The 16,367-nt window shown below is 41.8% G+C and carries 15 protein-coding genes, 1 pseudogene and 1 riboswitch; of the genes and pseudogenes, 9 read left to right on the top strand and 7 right to left on the bottom strand.

Annotation, left to right across the window (positions count from 1 at the left end):
* Positions 1-156: 156 nt before the first annotated feature.
* The 3 genes from HBH39_RS09875 to kdsB all read right to left on the bottom strand — a co-directional run bounded on the left by HBH39_RS09875 (position 157) and on the right by kdsB (position 1,696).
* Positions 157-543, bottom strand: a complete 387-nt coding sequence (locus tag HBH39_RS09875) for an acyl-CoA thioesterase (protein WP_167680035.1) — start codon at positions 541-543, stop codon at positions 157-159.
* 201 nt (positions 544-744) lie between these two features.
* Positions 745-936 carry a DUF2897 family protein gene (locus tag HBH39_RS09870; RefSeq protein WP_167680034.1) on the bottom strand — a complete coding sequence of 64 codons (192 nt, stop codon included), beginning with the start codon at positions 934-936 and terminating at the stop codon, positions 745-747.
* Between the two features lie 22 nt (positions 937-958).
* Positions 959-1,696 (bottom strand): 3-deoxy-manno-octulosonate cytidylyltransferase, encoded by a 738-nt coding sequence (gene kdsB, locus HBH39_RS09865; RefSeq protein ID WP_167677830.1) that lies wholly within the window; start codon positions 1,694-1,696, stop codon positions 959-961.
* Between the two features lie 211 nt (positions 1,697-1,907).
* Positions 1,908-2,007: riboswitch (TPP riboswitch) on the top strand.
* Positions 2,008-2,191: 184 nt separating this feature from the next.
* Between kdsB and thiC the strand changes: the two are divergent.
* From thiC to HBH39_RS09825, 9 genes and pseudogenes are all read left to right on the top strand, one after another.
* Positions 2,192-4,164 (top strand): annotated as a pseudogene (gene thiC / locus HBH39_RS09860) (phosphomethylpyrimidine synthase ThiC).
* Positions 4,164-5,954 (top strand): bifunctional hydroxymethylpyrimidine kinase/phosphomethylpyrimidine kinase, encoded by a 1,791-nt coding sequence (locus HBH39_RS09855; RefSeq protein WP_167677828.1) that lies wholly within the window; start codon positions 4,164-4,166, stop codon positions 5,952-5,954. Before thiC ends, HBH39_RS09855 begins: the two are co-directional and overlap by 1 nt.
* Entirely contained in the window at positions 5,951-6,079 is a 129-nt protein-coding gene (locus tag HBH39_RS19970) for a hypothetical protein (RefSeq protein WP_280117325.1), read from the top strand. Before HBH39_RS09855 ends, HBH39_RS19970 begins: the two co-directional genes overlap by 4 nt.
* A gap of 8 nt (positions 6,080-6,087) precedes the next feature.
* A complete protein-coding gene (locus tag HBH39_RS09850; RefSeq protein ID WP_244325634.1) occupies positions 6,088-6,756 on the top strand; it encodes a HesA/MoeB/ThiF family protein in 669 nt (222 codons plus the stop codon).
* Positions 6,753-6,992 carry a sulfur carrier protein ThiS gene (thiS, locus tag HBH39_RS09845; RefSeq protein ID WP_167677826.1) on the top strand — a complete coding sequence of 80 codons (240 nt, stop codon included), beginning with the start codon at positions 6,753-6,755 and terminating at the stop codon, positions 6,990-6,992. The genes HBH39_RS09850 and thiS overlap by 4 nt, the downstream gene beginning before the upstream one ends.
* A 2-nt stretch (positions 6,993-6,994) precedes the next feature.
* Positions 6,995-7,771: a thiazole synthase gene (locus HBH39_RS09840; protein ID WP_167680033.1), complete on the top strand. Its 777-nt coding sequence runs from the start codon at positions 6,995-6,997 to the stop codon at positions 7,769-7,771.
* Positions 7,771-8,880 (top strand): 2-iminoacetate synthase ThiH, encoded by a 1,110-nt coding sequence (gene thiH / locus HBH39_RS09835; protein WP_167677824.1) that lies wholly within the window; start codon positions 7,771-7,773, stop codon positions 8,878-8,880. The genes HBH39_RS09840 and thiH overlap by 1 nt, the downstream gene beginning before the upstream one ends.
* A gap of 85 nt (positions 8,881-8,965) precedes the next feature.
* Complete coding sequence (locus HBH39_RS09830) at positions 8,966-9,247, top strand: chemotaxis protein (RefSeq protein ID WP_167677822.1); 282 nt, start codon at positions 8,966-8,968, stop codon at positions 9,245-9,247.
* Positions 9,248-9,266: 19 nt separating this feature from the next.
* A complete protein-coding gene (locus HBH39_RS09825) occupies positions 9,267-10,595 on the top strand; it encodes a putative metalloprotease CJM1_0395 family protein (RefSeq protein ID WP_167677820.1) in 1,329 nt (442 codons plus the stop codon).
* 14 nt (positions 10,596-10,609) lie between these two features.
* On the opposite strand, the gene HBH39_RS09820 is transcribed toward HBH39_RS09825, so the two are convergent.
* The 4 genes from HBH39_RS09820 to HBH39_RS09805 all read right to left on the bottom strand — a co-directional run bounded on the left by HBH39_RS09820 (position 10,610) and on the right by HBH39_RS09805 (position 16,358).
* Positions 10,610-11,509: a LysR family transcriptional regulator gene (locus HBH39_RS09820; protein WP_167677818.1), complete on the bottom strand. Its 900-nt coding sequence runs from the start codon at positions 11,507-11,509 to the stop codon at positions 10,610-10,612.
* Positions 11,510-11,738: 229 nt separating this feature from the next.
* A complete protein-coding gene (locus HBH39_RS09815) occupies positions 11,739-12,395 on the bottom strand; it encodes a nitroreductase family protein (RefSeq protein WP_167677816.1) in 657 nt (218 codons plus the stop codon).
* A gap of 311 nt (positions 12,396-12,706) precedes the next feature.
* Positions 12,707-14,371: an asparagine synthase B gene (gene asnB, locus HBH39_RS09810; RefSeq protein WP_167677814.1), complete on the bottom strand. Its 1,665-nt coding sequence runs from the start codon at positions 14,369-14,371 to the stop codon at positions 12,707-12,709.
* 331 nt (positions 14,372-14,702) lie between these two features.
* Entirely contained in the window at positions 14,703-16,358 is a 1,656-nt protein-coding gene (locus HBH39_RS09805) for a M28 family metallopeptidase (RefSeq protein WP_167677812.1), read from the bottom strand.
* Between the last annotated feature and the right edge of the window lie 9 nt (positions 16,359-16,367).

The following is a 16,367-nucleotide window of genomic DNA, read 5'->3' as shown; positions in this document are numbered from 1 at the left end:
ACAGCACATCAATCAAAAGCATTGGTTGGTGACGATAGCTTTGTTTGCGTTGTAAAAAGTAAACTGGCAGCAAGCAAAGTGTGGTTTGTTCTGCCACACTTTGTTTCTTTAAACTAGATAATAACGGCGTTTAATACTTTCACACTGAAGGCGATATTAGCAGTTGGACCATACTTTTACGGGATTGCGGTTTTCATCCACTGCGACAAAAGTAAAAACGCCGCGGATAGCATGTTCACGTTCGTCTTTGTACATGTCCTCAACGAAAATATTCACCTCAACTTTCAGAGATGTATTACCCACATGAATAACTCTGGCGATCAATTCAGCCAAGCTTCCGGCTGGAATGGCCTTTTTAAAATCAATGCGATCAGAGCTCACAGTAACCAAAGATTTACGACAAAAGCGCGTGGCGGCGATAAAGGCGGTTTCATCCATCCAAGCCAAGGCATCGCCACCAAATAAGGTGTTATGGTGGTTAGTGTTTGATGGAAAAATGGCTTTAATGACTCGCGCTTCTGATTTATCTATTCGCGCTAACATTTTATCTGACAATGTTTGAGTTGTGTTGAGAGTATTTAGGGTGTTTTGTTTAGTATTTACATCATGATTTGTAGAAAGTGGCATACTGCTTACATTACCAATATTTAAGGAACGTTTGAGAGTGCAGGCTACATTTTGCAGCCTGCATGAAGTGTTGCAATTAAGATTTAATGTGTTTAGATATAGATGATTATGGCTTAACTATGGTGCTTTAGTGTCATCGTCAGAATTAGGTGTTTCAGCTGAATGAGATTTCCCATCATCAATTTTTTTATCTTTGTGATCGCCTAACTGTGGCATTTTAAATTTAGCACTGTATTTGAGCACCGCTAAATTACTGGCAATGACACCCACAACCAAGATAATGATGAGCCATACTTCCAAACCGGACAAGTCCATGTTTAACCTCTTTGTGTTAATCAACCGCTAGACGAAGTTCGCACTTTTTAATATCTTCAGGTGTGTCAACATCTGGCCAGTCAAAGGCGCTGATGGCGATTTTAATTTTATGTCCGTATTCTAATGCGCGTAGCTGCTCTAACTTTTCAATATCTTCTAGTTTACCCAAGGGAAGTTTTGCAAAAGCATTGACGAAGCGGCGAGTATAAGCATAAACCCCAATATGTTTGTAAACAGGGTATTCATTGGTATCACGACCAAATGGAATACGAGCTCGAGAAAAATACAAAGCATAATGATTATTATCAAAGACCACTTTGACATTCATCGGATCGTCTAATTCGCTTTTATTGGTGATCTCAACACCTAAAGTGCCCATTTCAAATTCACCAGGATGCTTTTTAAATAGCGTGACTAATTGTTCAATCGAAATAGGGTCAATTAAGGGTTGATCGCCTTGCACATTAATCACTAAATCATCGTCTGCAAGCCCTAAGTGTCCAATGGCTTCATTGATGCGGTCGGTTCCAGAAGCTGCATCTGGACTGGTCATCACGACTTTTCCGCCAAAGCCTTCAACGGCTTGTTTAATGCGTTCATTGTCGGTTGCAACAAAAATATTATCGACACCTTTTGCTAAACTCGCACGCTCATATACGTGTTGGATCATGGGTTTACCATTAATAGGTGCTAATGGTTTTCCGGGAAAACGAGTAGAGCCATAGCGTGCAGGAATTAACAGAGTGACTTTCATTAATAAAAACCTATATTGACGGTAAATATAAAGCGCTACAGAGGCTTTATTTTTAAGGATAAACAACATTATATACCAGTGAATAACTTAGTCAGTAATTGATAAGAAACTTTTTTAAAAAGCAAGGTAATGTTTGATATGCGGTAAAAGTAATCAAACAGGACTAACCAGTTAGCACTTGTTATTGTGAATTAAATCTGATTATACTGCTGCCATCTTGTCGGAGTGCCAATAAGGCTGAGACCGTTAATTCGGGATCCGTTGAACCTGATCAGGTTAGAACCTGCGTAGGTAACAAGCATAATAATCTTGTGTGATTATTCATGCGTAAAACGTAAGTGGTTTTACCATGCCCACTTATTTTATCCGTGTTTATTCCTTTAGATTATTGACAGCAACTTGAGTCGAACACTTATTAATGTGTTTTCATGTTGCTCGCTCTCAACATATTTCCTCCAGACAAGCAACTTTCACTCATTTAATTCGAGGTTGCTCATGTCGAATCGTCGCCAAACCCGTGCCAGCGCACAAGCTTTTATCGATAACTTAAAACCGCTACAACACCCTAATTCTGAAAAAATATATCTGTCCGGCAGTCGTGATGATTTGCGGGTAGGGATGCGCCAAATACTGCAAACAGACACCCTAATAGGGGGCGATGAACAACACCAATCATGGAAGCGAATCCGCCGATTAAGGTCTATGACTGTGCAGGCGCTTATTCTGATCCGCAGGCAAACATCAATGTGCGTGAAGGCTTAGCAAAGCTAAGGCAATGCTGGATTGAAGAGCGCGATGATACAGAACAACTCGACAATGCTAGCTCGCATTTTACTCAGCAAAGATTAGCCGATGATGGCTTAGACCATTTACGTTTTGATGCGCTAGTGCCGCCGCGCCGAGCTAAAGCGGGTAAACGGGTGACCCAAATGCATTATGCTCGCCAAGGGATTATTACTCCTGAAATGGAGTACATTGCCATTCGCGAAAACATGGCAAGACAAGAAGTGACCGATACAGTGCTAACGCAAAAAGCGCAAGGCGAATCTTTTGGCGCTGAAATTGGCCCGTTGATCACCCCTGAGTTCGTGCGCAGCGAAGTGGCAAGAGGCCGAGCTATCATCCCGCTGAATATCAATCACCCTGAATCTGAACCTATGATTATTGGGCGTAACTTTTTGGTTAAAGTGAACGCCAATATTGGTAACTCAGCGGTGACATCTTCAATTGAAGAAGAAGTCGAAAAACTGGTCTGGTCGACGCGTTGGGGCGCAGATACCGTGATGGATTTATCGACAGGGCGTTATATTCATGAGACCCGTGAATGGATCATCCGAAATTCACCCGTACCCATTGGTACCGTCCCAATTTATCAAGCGCTGGAGAAAGTGAATGGCGTTGCTGAAGATCTTACCTGGGAAGTCTTTAGAGATACCTTGATTGAACAAGCCGAGCAGGGCGTTGATTACTTTACCATTCATGCTGGGGTGCTGTTACGTTATGTACCGATGACAGCAAAACGCTTAACGGGCATTGTGTCCCGTGGCGGTTCGATAATGGCTAAATGGTGTTTAAGTCATCATAAAGAAAGTTTTTTATACGAACACTTTCGTGAGATATGTGAGCTTTGCGCAGCGTATGATGTGTCGTTGTCTTTGGGGGATGGCATGCGTCCAGGCTCGATTGCCGATGCTAATGATGAGGCTCAATTCGCAGAATTAGAAACCTTGGGTGAACTGGTGAAAATTGCTTGGGAATATGATGTGCAAACCATCATAGAAGGCCCTGGGCACGTGCCAATGCAGCTAATAAAAGTGAATATGGACAAGCAACTTGCCCATTGTGATGAAGCGCCATTTTATACCTTAGGCCCGCAAACAACCGATATTGCACCGGGATATGATCATTTCACCTCAGGAATTGGCGCCGCGATGATGGCATGGTATGGCGTAGCCATGCTGTGTTATGTCACCCCGAAAGAACATTTAGGTTTACCCAATAAAGAAGATGTTAAGCAAGGGCTTATTGCTTACAAGATTGCTGCTCATGCTGCAGATGTGGCTAAAGGTCATCCGGCAGCACAGATACGGGATAACGCCTTATCAAAAGCGCGTTTTGAATTTCGCTGGGAAGATCAATACAACCTTGGGCTTGATCCTGATACCGCCAGAGCCTATCACGATGAATCCTTGCCGCAGGAGTCTGCAAAAGTGGCCCATTTTTGTTCAATGTGTGGCCCTAAATTTTGTTCGATGAAAATTACCCAAGATGTACGTGACTATGCCGCAAACATAGAGAAACAAGCCGAGAAAAAAGTTGAGGTGATTTCACCTGCGGACTATCGGTCTTATCTGACGGACAGCAATAGTTCCGATGATATTGCACTGCAGATGGCGCAAAAGTCTGCTGAGTTCAAAGCAACAGGTTCAAAGCTTTATCATCAAAAAACATTAGATGAGGTTGAATAATGGTTGCTAATGAACTGTCGTCGCAAATACCTGAAGTGGCAACGGCTAGTCGCCAACACGCATCGGTGACTAAAATTGTTTGGACGATAGCCGGTTCAGATAGTGGCGGCGGTGCGGGTATTCAAGCCGATTTAGCCACTATTCAGGATTTGGATTGCCATGCTTGTACCGTCATCACCACGCTGACTGCGCAAAACTCGGTCAATGTGACTTTGGTTGAAGCGGTATCTGATGCAATGTTATTGGCCCAATTAGATACCCTGAAGTTAGACATGCCGCCGGATGCAATCAAAATTGGTTTAATGGCTAATCAGCAGCAAGTTAATCAATTGGCAAAATGGTTAAAGGAGAGTTTTGCTAAAGAGGCTGACGTTCCGATCATTTTAGACCCAGTGATGGTGGCAACCACAGGTCAGCGATTAAGCCAAGCAGCAGTGGATTTTTCGCCATTTCGCGGTGTTGTTAATGTTATTACCCCAAATCAATCAGAGTTGATTACTTTGGCTTGTGAAGTTCAAAGGCAAACTAACCAGCAGTCACTTGCAGTTCCTGTGTTGGATTTATCCCAAATGGTGTCAATGGCGCAGCAAGTAAGCCGCTTTTTTGATTGTCATCTTGTTGCCAAGGGCGGCGATGCTAGATGGCAAGCTGATAAAGCAATGGATGTGTATGTCTGTCAGCATGTTGAGGGTGGCAGTATTGAACATAATAACAGTGTTTATGTGCTCAGTAGTGAGCGAATTGACACGGATAATAATCACGGCAGTGGCTGCATGCTATCCAGTGCCATAGCCTGTTTTTTAGCTCATGACTATGTGTTACATGATGCGGTGGTACTCGCTAAATCCTATGCCACTCAGGGGCTAAAACACAGCATTAAAATGGGTAAAGGCGCTGGCTATTTAGCCAAAACAGGTTGGCCTTCAACCCTTAATGTTATGCCACATATTGTTCAATTGACTGGGGCTTCTCGCCAATCGGTATTGCTGGATAATGCTAGTATTGAGCAACAAATGAGTCAGTCAATTCACCAAAAATTGCAGCTATCATTTACAAGGTTATCCTTACCGCTTGAAGTTTATCCTGTAGTTTCAAGTGTCTCTATGCTGGTGTTGTTGTTACAAGCGGGGTGTAAAACCCTGCAACTGCGGCTAAAACAAGAAATAAGCTGCTGTGATAAAGGCATCGCCTTTAAAAATCAACAGCAAAAAATCCTATGGATTGAGCAGCAAGTGGCTAATGCCATTGAGCTTGGCCGAAAATATAATGCACAACTTTTTATAAATGATCACTGGCAGTTGGCACTTAAATACGGTGCATTTGGTGTTCACTTAGGTCAAGAAGATGCCTTATCTGCTGATTTGGCGGCTTTAGCGGAAAATAACATCGCACTGGGGTTATCCAGCCACAGTTATTTTGAAATATTACTCGCCACGCAAGTTAATCCATCTTATATCGCACTGGGGCATATTTTTGCTACTACTACAAAAAACATGCCCTCAAAACCACAAGGGATTAGCAAACTCGCTCAATATTGTTCGTTGTTGAAGGATCATTTTCCAACGGTTGCCATTGGAGGCATCACGAGTGAAAAGCTAAACGATATTGCTGACACTGGTGTGGATAATGTGGCTGTGGTGAGGGCGGTCACTCAAGCGCACGATCCTGTTGCAGCTTTTCAAGCATTAAATCACATGTGGAGGTCTCTCAAAGGCTTATCACCTATCGCCCATTCAAAGAAATTAGCGAAAAGCGTCATTAACTCTGAACATTATCAGGAGGCATTGTGAAAACGAGTTTGAACGATCATCAATACATACTCTATTCCAAGCAAATGTTATTGGCTGATGTGTCTGAGCAAGGGCAACTTGCCTTGATGAACGCTGAAGTGGTGATTATTGGTATGGGGGATTAGGTCAGCTGGTGGCCCAATATTTAGCAGCATCCGGAGTAGGGCATCTGCATTTGCTTGATAATGATAAAGTTGAATTGTCTAATTTACCGAGGCAGATACTGTTTAATGCTAATGACATTGGCGTTGATAAGGTTAAAGTGGCGGCCAACAAACTGCAACAGCGCAATCAAGATTGTCAGATTGCAGCTCACCCCATTCGGTTAACTTCAGATAATTATCAAGCGTTATTTAATCAAATTACACCGCAACTACTATTTGATTGCTGCGATAACTTTGCCACGCGTCAATTAATCAATCGAATCGCAATAGAACGACAGATCCCGTTGTTCAGTGCAGCGATATCAGCCGATGAAGGTCAATGGTTTGCCTATGCGCCGTTATCGGATGACAAACAAGCATTCACGACAAATATATCGCCTTATGGCTGCTATCACTGTGTTTTTCCTGCGGATAGTCAATTGAGCCAAAGTTGTAGCCAAATGGGGGTTTTAGGACCTGCTGTTGGGGTGATGGCATCAATCCAAGCTTTGGCTGGTATCAATTATATTATTGGTCGGCAAGTTGAGTTTGGCGTGTTGCACCGCTTAGACGCAAAGTACTTGTCATGGTCGAAAGCGAAAATGAGCCTTGATCAACAATGCCGTGTATGTCGCAAAGCATTTATCTCCGCCCAATGAAAGTTAGACAAGTCGTAAATGAAGGGATCACCGTGATAGAAATACACATAAATGGCGAGCCACACCAGCTTGCAGCCACTATTAGTTTGACAAAGTTACTGAAGGCTAGGCACATCGAACCACAAAGCATTGCAGTGGTAGTGAATGAAATTATTATTCCACGCAGCCAATGGCCACAACACCAGTGTGAAATGGGTGATGTTATTGAACTATTTTCGGCCGTAGCAGGAGGATAATGATGTTAACGATAGCCGATCATCAATTTGAATCACGTTTATTTACTGGCACAGGCAAATTTACCAATTCAACAACCATGCTGGCATCAATAGAAGCTTCGGGCTCAGAGTTGGTGACCTTAGCCATGAAGCGCATCGACTTTAAGATGGGATCTGATGACTTACTTAAGCCATTACAATCTCGCGGTGTTAAGCTTTTACCTAATACCGCAGGAGCAAGAAATGCCAAAGAGGCCATATTTGCCGCAGAGCTTGCTTATGAAATGTTAGCCACTAAATGGATTAAGTTAGAGATCCATCCTGATCCTAAGTATCTACTTCCGGATCCTATTGAAACCCTCAATGCGGCCAAGGTCTTGTGTGAAAAAGGCTTTATTGTTTTGCCGTACATTCATGCTGATCCTGTGCTTTGCAAACGCTTGGAAGAGGTGGGTTGTGCTGCGGTTATGCCCTTAGGTAGCCCCATTGGCAGTAATCAAGGCCTGGCTACGGAAGCTTTTTTGAAAATTATTATCGAGCAGTCATCAGTTCCTGTGATTGTTGATGCAGGGATTGGCGCACCTTCTCAAGCGTGTCGAGCGATGGAGATGGGCGCGGATGCAGTATTGGTCAATACAGCTATTGCCAGTAGTGCTATGCCGGTTTTAATGGCGCAATGTTTTCAACAAGCGGTACAAAGTGGACGTAAGGCTTATGAAGCGGGGTTAGGGGCGATTAGCCATAATGCCAGTAATACCAGCCCTCTTACTGGCTTTTTAGCCACTAGCAAGGTGGGTTAATGACTTTTTCAAACCATTTCAATCAGTTAAATGTTGATGATTTATCCATGAAGCTCTATGCCTCAACATCGGCTGATGTTGAGCGCGCATTGCAACAGCCTAGTGGCAATTTAACTAGCTTGATGGCGTTATTATCTCCAGCAGCAGAACCTTACCTTGAACAAATGGCCCAAAGCGCAGCGCAAATAACCCGCCAGCGTTTTGGTGCCAACTTAGGCTTGTATTTACCATTATATCTATCAAATTTATGTGCCAATGAATGTGATTATTGTGGTTTTAGTATGAGCAATAAAATTAAGCGCAAAATCCTTAATGATGAAGAGATACTCGCCGAAGTCGATATCATCAAATCGCGAGGGTTTGATTCGATTTTATTGGTTTCTGGTGAGCATGAGACTAAAGTCGGTGTTGAATATTTTTCCCATGTGCTGCCACTAATTAAACAGCATTTTAGCTATGTTGCTATGGAGGTGCAGCCATTAAAAACAATAGAGTATCAGCGACTTGTTACCTTAGGTTTAGATGCGGTGATGGTTTATCAAGAAACTTACCGGTCACACACTTATGCCAAACATCATACTCGGGGTAACAAACAGGATTTTATTCACCGTCTCGATACCCCTGACAGAGTCGCACAGGCTGGCGTGGATAAAATTGGTTTAGGGGTATTACTGGGGCTAGATGATTGGCGACTAGATGCATTGCTGATGGGATATCATTTGGATTATCTAGAACGTCAGTATTGGCGAACTCGTTATAGTATCTCACTGCCCAGGCTTCGCCCTTGTACCGGAGGTATTGAACCCAAAGTGCTGTTAACGGATAAGGGCTTAGTGCAAATGATTTGCGCTTTTAGATTGTTTAATCAACAACTTGATATTAGCTTGTCTACACGAGAAACGCCTGAGCTTAGAGATAACTTGTTAGCACTTGGTGTCACCCAGTTAAGCGCGGGTAGCTCGACTCAACCTGGTGGTTATCAGCAACCTGACAGTCAATTAGATCAATTTGACATTAGCGATGAACGACCTGTAGCGGAAGTGATCGCCGCCATGAAAAACCACGGCTTTAATCCTGTGTTTAAAGATTGGGAAAATGGCTGGCGGTAAATTGTGTAATGGTTAAATACTGTACATTTTAGCTTGACTGAGCGATACTGTTTATCAGGCTCACCTGTTATTTTAAGGACGCGTTATGCAAATTCAATCGGCTTATTCATCGGGTGTTCAAGGTTTACAAAGTGCTCAGCAAGGTATTGCACAAGCAACAACGGCTGTCGCAACCCCAGACCCAAAACCTACTGCGGCACAATCCACCCAAGATACAGTGACGTTAAGTAGTCGTGCTGTTGAACAAACGGATAAAAATGCTGCCTTAGTGTCTGCAGTGGAATCTCAACAGCAAGGAGAAGCTTCGGTTAGAGTGATTGAAGCGGCCTCTGAAACTGTTGGCAGTATTATTAATATTGAGGTCTAAAGGTTAACGGCGGGTCGATATGGATATTCGTCAGCAATCTTCAGTTATCACTCAGCACTTTGCTGCGTCTACAACTAAGGCGCAGCAGGTTTCACCCAGTGCGTCGTCAATCTCAAGTGTCGTACCTAATAACCTCAGTTATTTACAGACAAAGCCATCAAGCCCCTCTGTTAGCAAACCTATTGTCGACACCAATCGACAGCTTGATATTGATGTCCATGAATCAAGTCAATACAGTCATTCGTCTGTTGAATTGCAACAGACATCAGCGGTTAAACGCTCACCGATACTGTCTTCTTCAACCCCCATATCCAGCCTTGCCAAATCCAGTGCTAATCATCAATTCAGTTTAAAGACTGGGCCGATGAGCATTGCCGCTATTAATCCAGCTCAAATCAGTGAGTCAAATAACATCAATTCTCAAGATGTGAATTCATTAGGTGATGCTCCTGTGGATGTGTTTACTGAACAAAACCCAACTTCGCCAATTAATCCTTTTGAGGCGCAACAAGAACAACAAGCTAAACCGCTATTTGATGCTGATGGTGAAACCCCGTTTGGTAACCGTGAAGAAGGTCAACAAAGTCCTCAACAAGTCAATGCAAGTAATGCTGAACAACAAGAAACTAGCCATGAAAATCAGGATGAAGATAAACAAGCCTCCAAAATAGAGCAAGTTGAAAAAGCCATTGAAAAACAGCAACAAAAAATTGAATTAGCAGAGCAACAACAAATAGATGAATTAGCTAAGCGTGATGCAGAAGTTAAAACCCATGAGCAAGCACATAAAGCCGTGGGCGGCATGTTTGCCCAAAGTCCAAGTTATAGTTATGAGAAAGGACCCGATGGTAAGCGCTATGCAGTAGACGGCGAAGTACAAATTGATGTGTCTGTCGTGAATGGCGATCCACAAGCTACCTTTAATAAAATGCAAAAAGTCTACGCAGCAGCCATGGCACCTGTTCAACCTTCTGCAGCTGATATTCGTGTGGCAGCCGAAGCCATTCAAAAAATGAACCAAGCTAAAGCTGAAATGGCGCAGCAAAGACAAGAGAAAATAACTCCTGCAGAAGATATTCAGCACATTAATGAATTAGCGAATACTTACAAGCAAACAATTGAGCAGTCTCAAGGATTTGAGCAAAGTCAGTTAGCGCCATTTAGTCAAGAAGAGTCCCCCACATCGGATCCACAAAGCCGCTTTATTGATAAGCTTAATCAACAAATCGACACTCAAAATCCACAAGTTCCCAATGCCACTTTGGCGTATCTTAATAATCAATTTAATTCACAAACGTCTGAAATCAACAGTCAGCAGCCGAAACAAACCTTTGAATTTACCGTGTAGAGATATAATTTTTTCTAGCGACTCGGATGAATGTCGTGTTGTTCAAGGATTAAGCTTTCTAATAATTTACTCGCAGGACCTTGGTTATCACGATTTGGAATCACCAAATTTAATGTGATTCTACGTTGTAAATTTCCATGTAAATTGAGCCTGTGTAATTGACCTCGCTCTAATTCCGCTTTTACCAAAAAGCTGGGGATCCAACAAAAGCCCATTTCGCGGCTTAAAATTACTTTGGCTTCATGAAAGTTAGAGACGGTTATGCGCTGCTCGGCTTTTAACCAACCTGTATCATTGATGGCATTAGATCCTGTATCCCTTATGACAATTTGTAGATGTTGTGCAAGTTGTTTGTCATCTTCGATTAAATCAAATTGCGCTAAAGGGTGGTTAGGGTGACACACTAAATCAAAGTCGCATTCACATAATGGCTGAGCTAAATAGCCTTTTGGAGGCATGGCACAAATAGCGATATTAACCATCTTTTGATTGATTAAATCATGAGTGCCAGAAATAACAGAATCAATGATAGTGACTCGCGTTCCTCGACCTCGCTGAATGAAAGACTGTAATGCATCAACAAGCTTGTCTGTTGGGTAAACAATTTCTTTGGCAATAGTAATACTGGGCTCCCAGCCTTGGCCTAAGTTAGTGGCTAATTGCTCAAGCTCGTCTACAGATTGGGTTAAATGACGCGAACGGCGCAATAATACCTCGCCTTGTTCGGTTAAAAAGGCTTTGCGGCCTTTCACTTCTAATACTTGGATGCCAAGCTGATGCTGTAATTTGGCAACCGCATGATTCAATGAAGACTGACTTTTATTAAGCTTTTCTGCAGCCTGAGCATAACCGCCGTAGTCAACAACGGCTTGTAAAATGCGCCATTGCTCTAGGGTTGATTTGGCTCTGTTCATGGGTAACCTCATATCTGCAAGCATTGCAAAAGAATAATGATGTTAGCATTAAGGATGTTAGGTTTCAAAAGTAATGATTAAAAAAATATTTTAAAACAGCAGCTTATTTATATCTATTTTGATACCGCTCGCACTTTTTGTTTGGTTTTATATCCCTCGGGCAGCAACAATAAAAGATCGCTGCAATAGCGATCTTTTATTTAGGTATTCAGGTTGTCATTATTGCTTTTTATAGCACAGTCAAAACTTGCTCTAACGGTAAGCGTGACTTAGGTAATGCAGCGTTATAATCTTCATCTGGATGATGGTAACCTATGGCTAATGCAACATCACATTGATAACCATCTAATTCTTTGGCAAATATTTCACCTATTAATTCTCTATCAACACCTTCCATTGTTGTTGAGTCAATTCCTAAGCGTGCTAACACATGCAAGGTGTTGCCTAACGCTAAATAAGTTTGCGCCTTGGTCCATGCACTGGTATCACCATTTTCATCTGTATTTAACTCAGCAAAAGAAAAGCTACCAAATGCTTGTTCACGTTCTTCCGCTTTAGTGCGCTTATCTGCAATGGCTTGGTCGACGACTTTAGCATAGTCTTCCCGGGTATATTTCGGGTTATAGGCAAACAAAATGACATGTGAGCTTGCTTTAATATGGGGTTGGTTGAACTGGAATTTGTTAGCAAAGGTGTCATACATGCGCTGTTTAGCGGCATCACTTTCTATAACAATAAACTTCCATGGTTGTGAGTTTATCGAGGAGGCGGACAAACGCATTGCTTGGAAGATAACATCTAATTGCTCTTGAGGTACGCGCTTTGTCGCATCATAACGTTTAGTGGTATAACGAGTTTGTAAGTCACTGATAATAGGGTGGGTCATAATATGCTCCAAAACTTAACCTTGATAACATTATCAAAATATGGTGTTTAAATATTGATGAGTGAGTAAATTGCTCTCTATTTAACTTAATAGGTTAATAGGCTTTCAAAGTACTCATGATTGCGATAATGATAGACTTGTCAGGTGAGCAAATAAACAGGCGAGTATTTGATTTATTATCAAAAATAAATTGTTAATGAAGTCTTTACAAAAATCCCTTCATCACTCAGTGATGAAGGGATTTTGTTGAATGCTATTGAGTACCTTGAGCAGTATTTAGCTGAGAGTAATCTGCCGAACAATGTCGTAGATTAATAACTGCTGGTGTGAACGTTTCTTACTGCACGACCTGATGGGTCAATAATGCCTTGTAAACTTTCGTCCCAAGCTAATGCTTCTGGTGTTGAACATGCCACCGACTTCCCACCAGGAACTGTTTCAGCAGCACTTGCCAGTGGGAAAAACTCTTCAAAGAAACAACGATAGAAATAAGCTTCTTTGGTTTCTGGTGTGTTATATGGGAAACGGAATTTAGCATTGGCTAATTGCACATCATCAACATGACTGGCAGCATGGTCTTTTAAACCGTCAATCCATGAGTAACCCACACCATCACTAAATTGCTCCTTTTGACGCCATGTAACTTCTTTAGGTAGTTTATGTTCAAATGCCTGACGTAAAATATGTTTTTCAATGCGGCCATCTTTAGACATTTTGGCTTCTGGGTTTATCCGCATAGCCACATCCATAAACTCTTTGTCTAAGAAGGGCACTCGCGCTTCTAAACCCCAAGCCGCCATGGCTTTGTTCGCTCGTAGACAATCAAATAAATGTAATTTATCTAATTTACGCACTAATTCTTCATGGAAAGCTTGTGCGTTTGGCGCCTTATGGAAGTATAAGTAACCACCAAATAATTCATCTGCGCCTTCGCCTGATAACACCATTTTGATGCCCATAGCTTTGATTTTTCGTGCCATTAAATACATAGGTGTTGCAGCGCGAATGGTGGTGACATCGTAGGTTTCTAAGTGATAAATCACTTCTTTAATAGCATCTAAACCTTCTTGGAAAGTGTAAATAATCGGATGATGGATTGTACCGATAGCATCTGCTACTTTTTGAGCCGCAACTAAATCAGGCGATTCTGCTAAGCCCACGGCAAATGAATGAAGCTGCGGCCACCAAGCACCTGTTTCGCCATCATTTTCAATACGGTGTTTTGCGTAAGTTTGGGTAATGGCCGATACCACTGATGAATCTAAACCGCCTGACAATAATACGCCATAAGGTACATCAGACATTAACTGACGTTTAACCGCAGCCTCTAGTGCATCGCGTAATTCTTCTACGCTAGCAGGGTTATCTTTAACAGCATCGTATTCCATCCAATCACGAATATAATACTTAGTAGGTTCTCCTTTTGCTGACGATAAATATTGGCCAGGTAAGAATTCGGCAACGGTTTTACAAACTGGCATTAATGCTTTCATTTCTGATGCTATATAAAAGTTACCAGCCGCATCATGACCACTGTAAAGTGGAATAATGCCCATATGATCACGACCCACTAGGTATGTGTTTTGCGCTTTGTCGTATAACACAAATGCAAAAATACCGTTGAGTTTATCTAAAAATTCGCAACCATATTCTTGGTAAAGTGACAGGATAACTTCACAATCAGAATTGGTTTGGTAGCTATATTTGTCACCGAGCTCAGCTTTGAGTTGTTTGTGGTTATAAATTTCACCGTTAACGGCTAAAACAATATTGCCATCTTGGCTAATAAGTGGCTGTGCTCCATGATCAACATCAACAATCGCTAAACGTTCATGAGCCAAAATTGCATGTTCGTCCGCATAAATACCTGACCAGTCAGGGCCACGGTGACGCAATAGCTTAGACATTTCTAACGCCACTTGGCGTAATTCACTTGCATCAGATTTGATATCTAAAATTGAAAATATTGAACACATAACACCACTCCAACTACATTGTTTAATCTTTATCTGTGTTTTACTTTGCCAGTATTTTATTTAATTTCCAAGACATATTTTTGATAAAAACTCATTAATATGGTCAATTTTGTGATTATTGTTTTGAATAACACTTTGCTAATTGAGCTTTATTTATATTATTGTGCATTTTATTGAGGATTGTTTGTTTTTTATCGAGTATAGGCAATGTTTTTGAAGATTTGTTAAAGATTTAGCAGAATATAACTTATTGGAAGTACATAGGTTAATTGCATAAAAAACCAACAAAAAAACGCATCCGAAGATGCGTTTTGATTAATTAAGCTACAAGTTATTTGGCAGGACGTAAATGATTAAACTCAGAACCTTTAAAATATCCAGGCCAATCTTGATTATTACCAAGCGTATGGGCAACATCAAAATACACTTGTAAATCTTGTAGTGCGCCTGATAAGTCCCAGTTTTCATGATAATGGTCGCATACGTTATGGTAACAGCCCTTCATGGTTTGCTGCATTTGTATTTTATATGCAGCGGTTGCTTCATCTAATGGCTCATTTCCGCCACCGGCAAAGACAGCAGGAACACCGTATTTTGCAAAGCTAAAATGGTCTGAGCGAAAAAAGCCTCCAGATGCTGGATTACGTTCTGCAGTCACTTGACGATTTTGCTTTGCAGCAGCCTCAGCCAAGTAATTTTCAAGCTCAGATTGGCCTTTACCCACTATGGTATAGTCTTTGGTTTTTCCATATATATTAGTGCTATCTAAATTTAGTACAGCAACCGTCTTATTTAATGGAAATATTGGATTGGCCGCATAAAAACGTGAACCTAATAACCCTTGTTCTTCACCGGTTGTCGCCAAAAAGGTAACGGATCGCTGCAATGGCTTGTCCTGCTTGGCTTGCTTTACAAATTGTCTGGCAATTTCCATGATACCAGCGGTGCCTGAGGCATTATCTAATGCTCCGTTGTAAATTTGATCACCGTCTTTTGTTTCATCTTTGCCAATATGGTCCCAGTGGGCAGTAAATAGAATATGTTCATCTGCTTGGCTAGTGCCAGGCAATGTGGCGACAACATTATAACTATCGCTATATTGGGTGCTGTTAGTAAATGAGATAGAAGCTGTCTGTTGTAGATCAACATTCATTGAACTACTGGCAGCTCTTGCCATTAAGGTCTCTAGTGAAAATCCAGCTTTCGCAAATACATTACTGGCAGAATCCAATGAAATCCAGCCTTCAACTTGAACTCTGTTTAACACTTCATCAGTGTTGAGGGCCAAGTCTTGTTGAGGGCCAGTCCAGCTATTTTCAACTACAGACCATGGATATGCCGCTGGCTTGGTATCATGAATAATGATTGCTCCTAATGCTCCTTGTCGGCTGGCCTCTTCAAATTTGTATGTCCAGCGTCCATAATAGGTCATGGCTAAGCCATTAAACAAATCACCATCAGGATTGGCAAAGCCAGGATCGTTAACCATGATTAGGGCAATTTTGCCTTTCATATCTAGCTGTTTATAGTCATTCCATTGATATTCTGGTGCATTAATTCCGTAACCAACAAAGACTAAAGGCGCATTCTCAATATTAATTTGTTGATTGGGGTGACGGCTACTTAGCACGATATCTTTACGGTACTGTAGTGGTAGATCTGCTAAGGTGATGGTTTGTTGCTCGCTGGCGGTATAGGTCACCATAGGAACGGCTTGTAAAAAACTACCGTTATTGGCACCGACCAAGCCCATTTTGCTAAATTGTTCGCTTAAATAATTTAGGGTGAGTTTTTCACCTTTTGTCGTTGGTGCGCGGCCTTCAAACTCGTCTGAGGCTAATACTTGAATATCTCGACGGAACAACTGTTCATCAAATTGAATAGCTGTTGCAACTATTTTTTCTTCAGAGGTGTTAGGCTTGGACGTATCATTGTTACAGGCGCTAATGAGTAAAGCCATGGCGCAAAGGGGAAACAAGTGTTTCATTGGGTTTCC

This window comes from Shewanella aestuarii (genome assembly GCF_011765625.1).
In the GTDB taxonomy this organism is placed as follows: Bacteria; Pseudomonadota; Gammaproteobacteria; order Enterobacterales; family Shewanellaceae; genus Shewanella; species Shewanella aestuarii_A.
The sequence above is the reverse complement of the archived record's forward strand: the minus strand, read 5'-3'. Positions and strand labels throughout refer to the sequence as shown.

Excerpts from the sequence above, each read along its gene's own strand:
- HBH39_RS09875 (WP_167680035.1), bottom strand. The coding sequence starts at position 543 with ATGTTAGCGCGAATAGATAAATCAGAAGCGCGAGTCATTAAAGCCATT.
- kdsB (WP_167677830.1), bottom strand. The coding sequence starts at position 1,696 with ATGAAAGTCACTCTGTTAATTCCTGCACGCTATGGCTCTACTCGTTTT.
- HBH39_RS09855 (WP_167677828.1), top strand. The coding sequence starts at position 4,164 with ATGGTTGCTAATGAACTGTCGTCGCAAATACCTGAAGTGGCAACGGCT.
- thiS (WP_167677826.1), top strand. The coding sequence starts at position 6,753 with ATGAAAGTTAGACAAGTCGTAAATGAAGGGATCACCGTGATAGAAATA.
- HBH39_RS09840 (WP_167680033.1), top strand. The coding sequence starts at position 6,995 with ATGTTAACGATAGCCGATCATCAATTTGAATCACGTTTATTTACTGGC.
- thiH (WP_167677824.1), top strand. The coding sequence starts at position 7,771 with ATGACTTTTTCAAACCATTTCAATCAGTTAAATGTTGATGATTTATCC.
- HBH39_RS09830 (WP_167677822.1), top strand. The coding sequence starts at position 8,966 with ATGCAAATTCAATCGGCTTATTCATCGGGTGTTCAAGGTTTACAAAGT.
- HBH39_RS09825 (WP_167677820.1), top strand. The coding sequence starts at position 9,267 with ATGGATATTCGTCAGCAATCTTCAGTTATCACTCAGCACTTTGCTGCG.
- HBH39_RS09820 (WP_167677818.1), bottom strand. The coding sequence starts at position 11,509 with ATGAACAGAGCCAAATCAACCCTAGAGCAATGGCGCATTTTACAAGCC.
- HBH39_RS09815 (WP_167677816.1), bottom strand. The coding sequence starts at position 12,395 with ATGACCCACCCTATTATCAGTGACTTACAAACTCGTTATACCACTAAA.
- asnB (WP_167677814.1), bottom strand. The coding sequence starts at position 14,371 with ATGTGTTCAATATTTTCAATTTTAGATATCAAATCTGATGCAAGTGAA.
- HBH39_RS09805 (WP_167677812.1), bottom strand. The coding sequence starts at position 16,358 with ATGAAACACTTGTTTCCCCTTTGCGCCATGGCTTTACTCATTAGCGCC.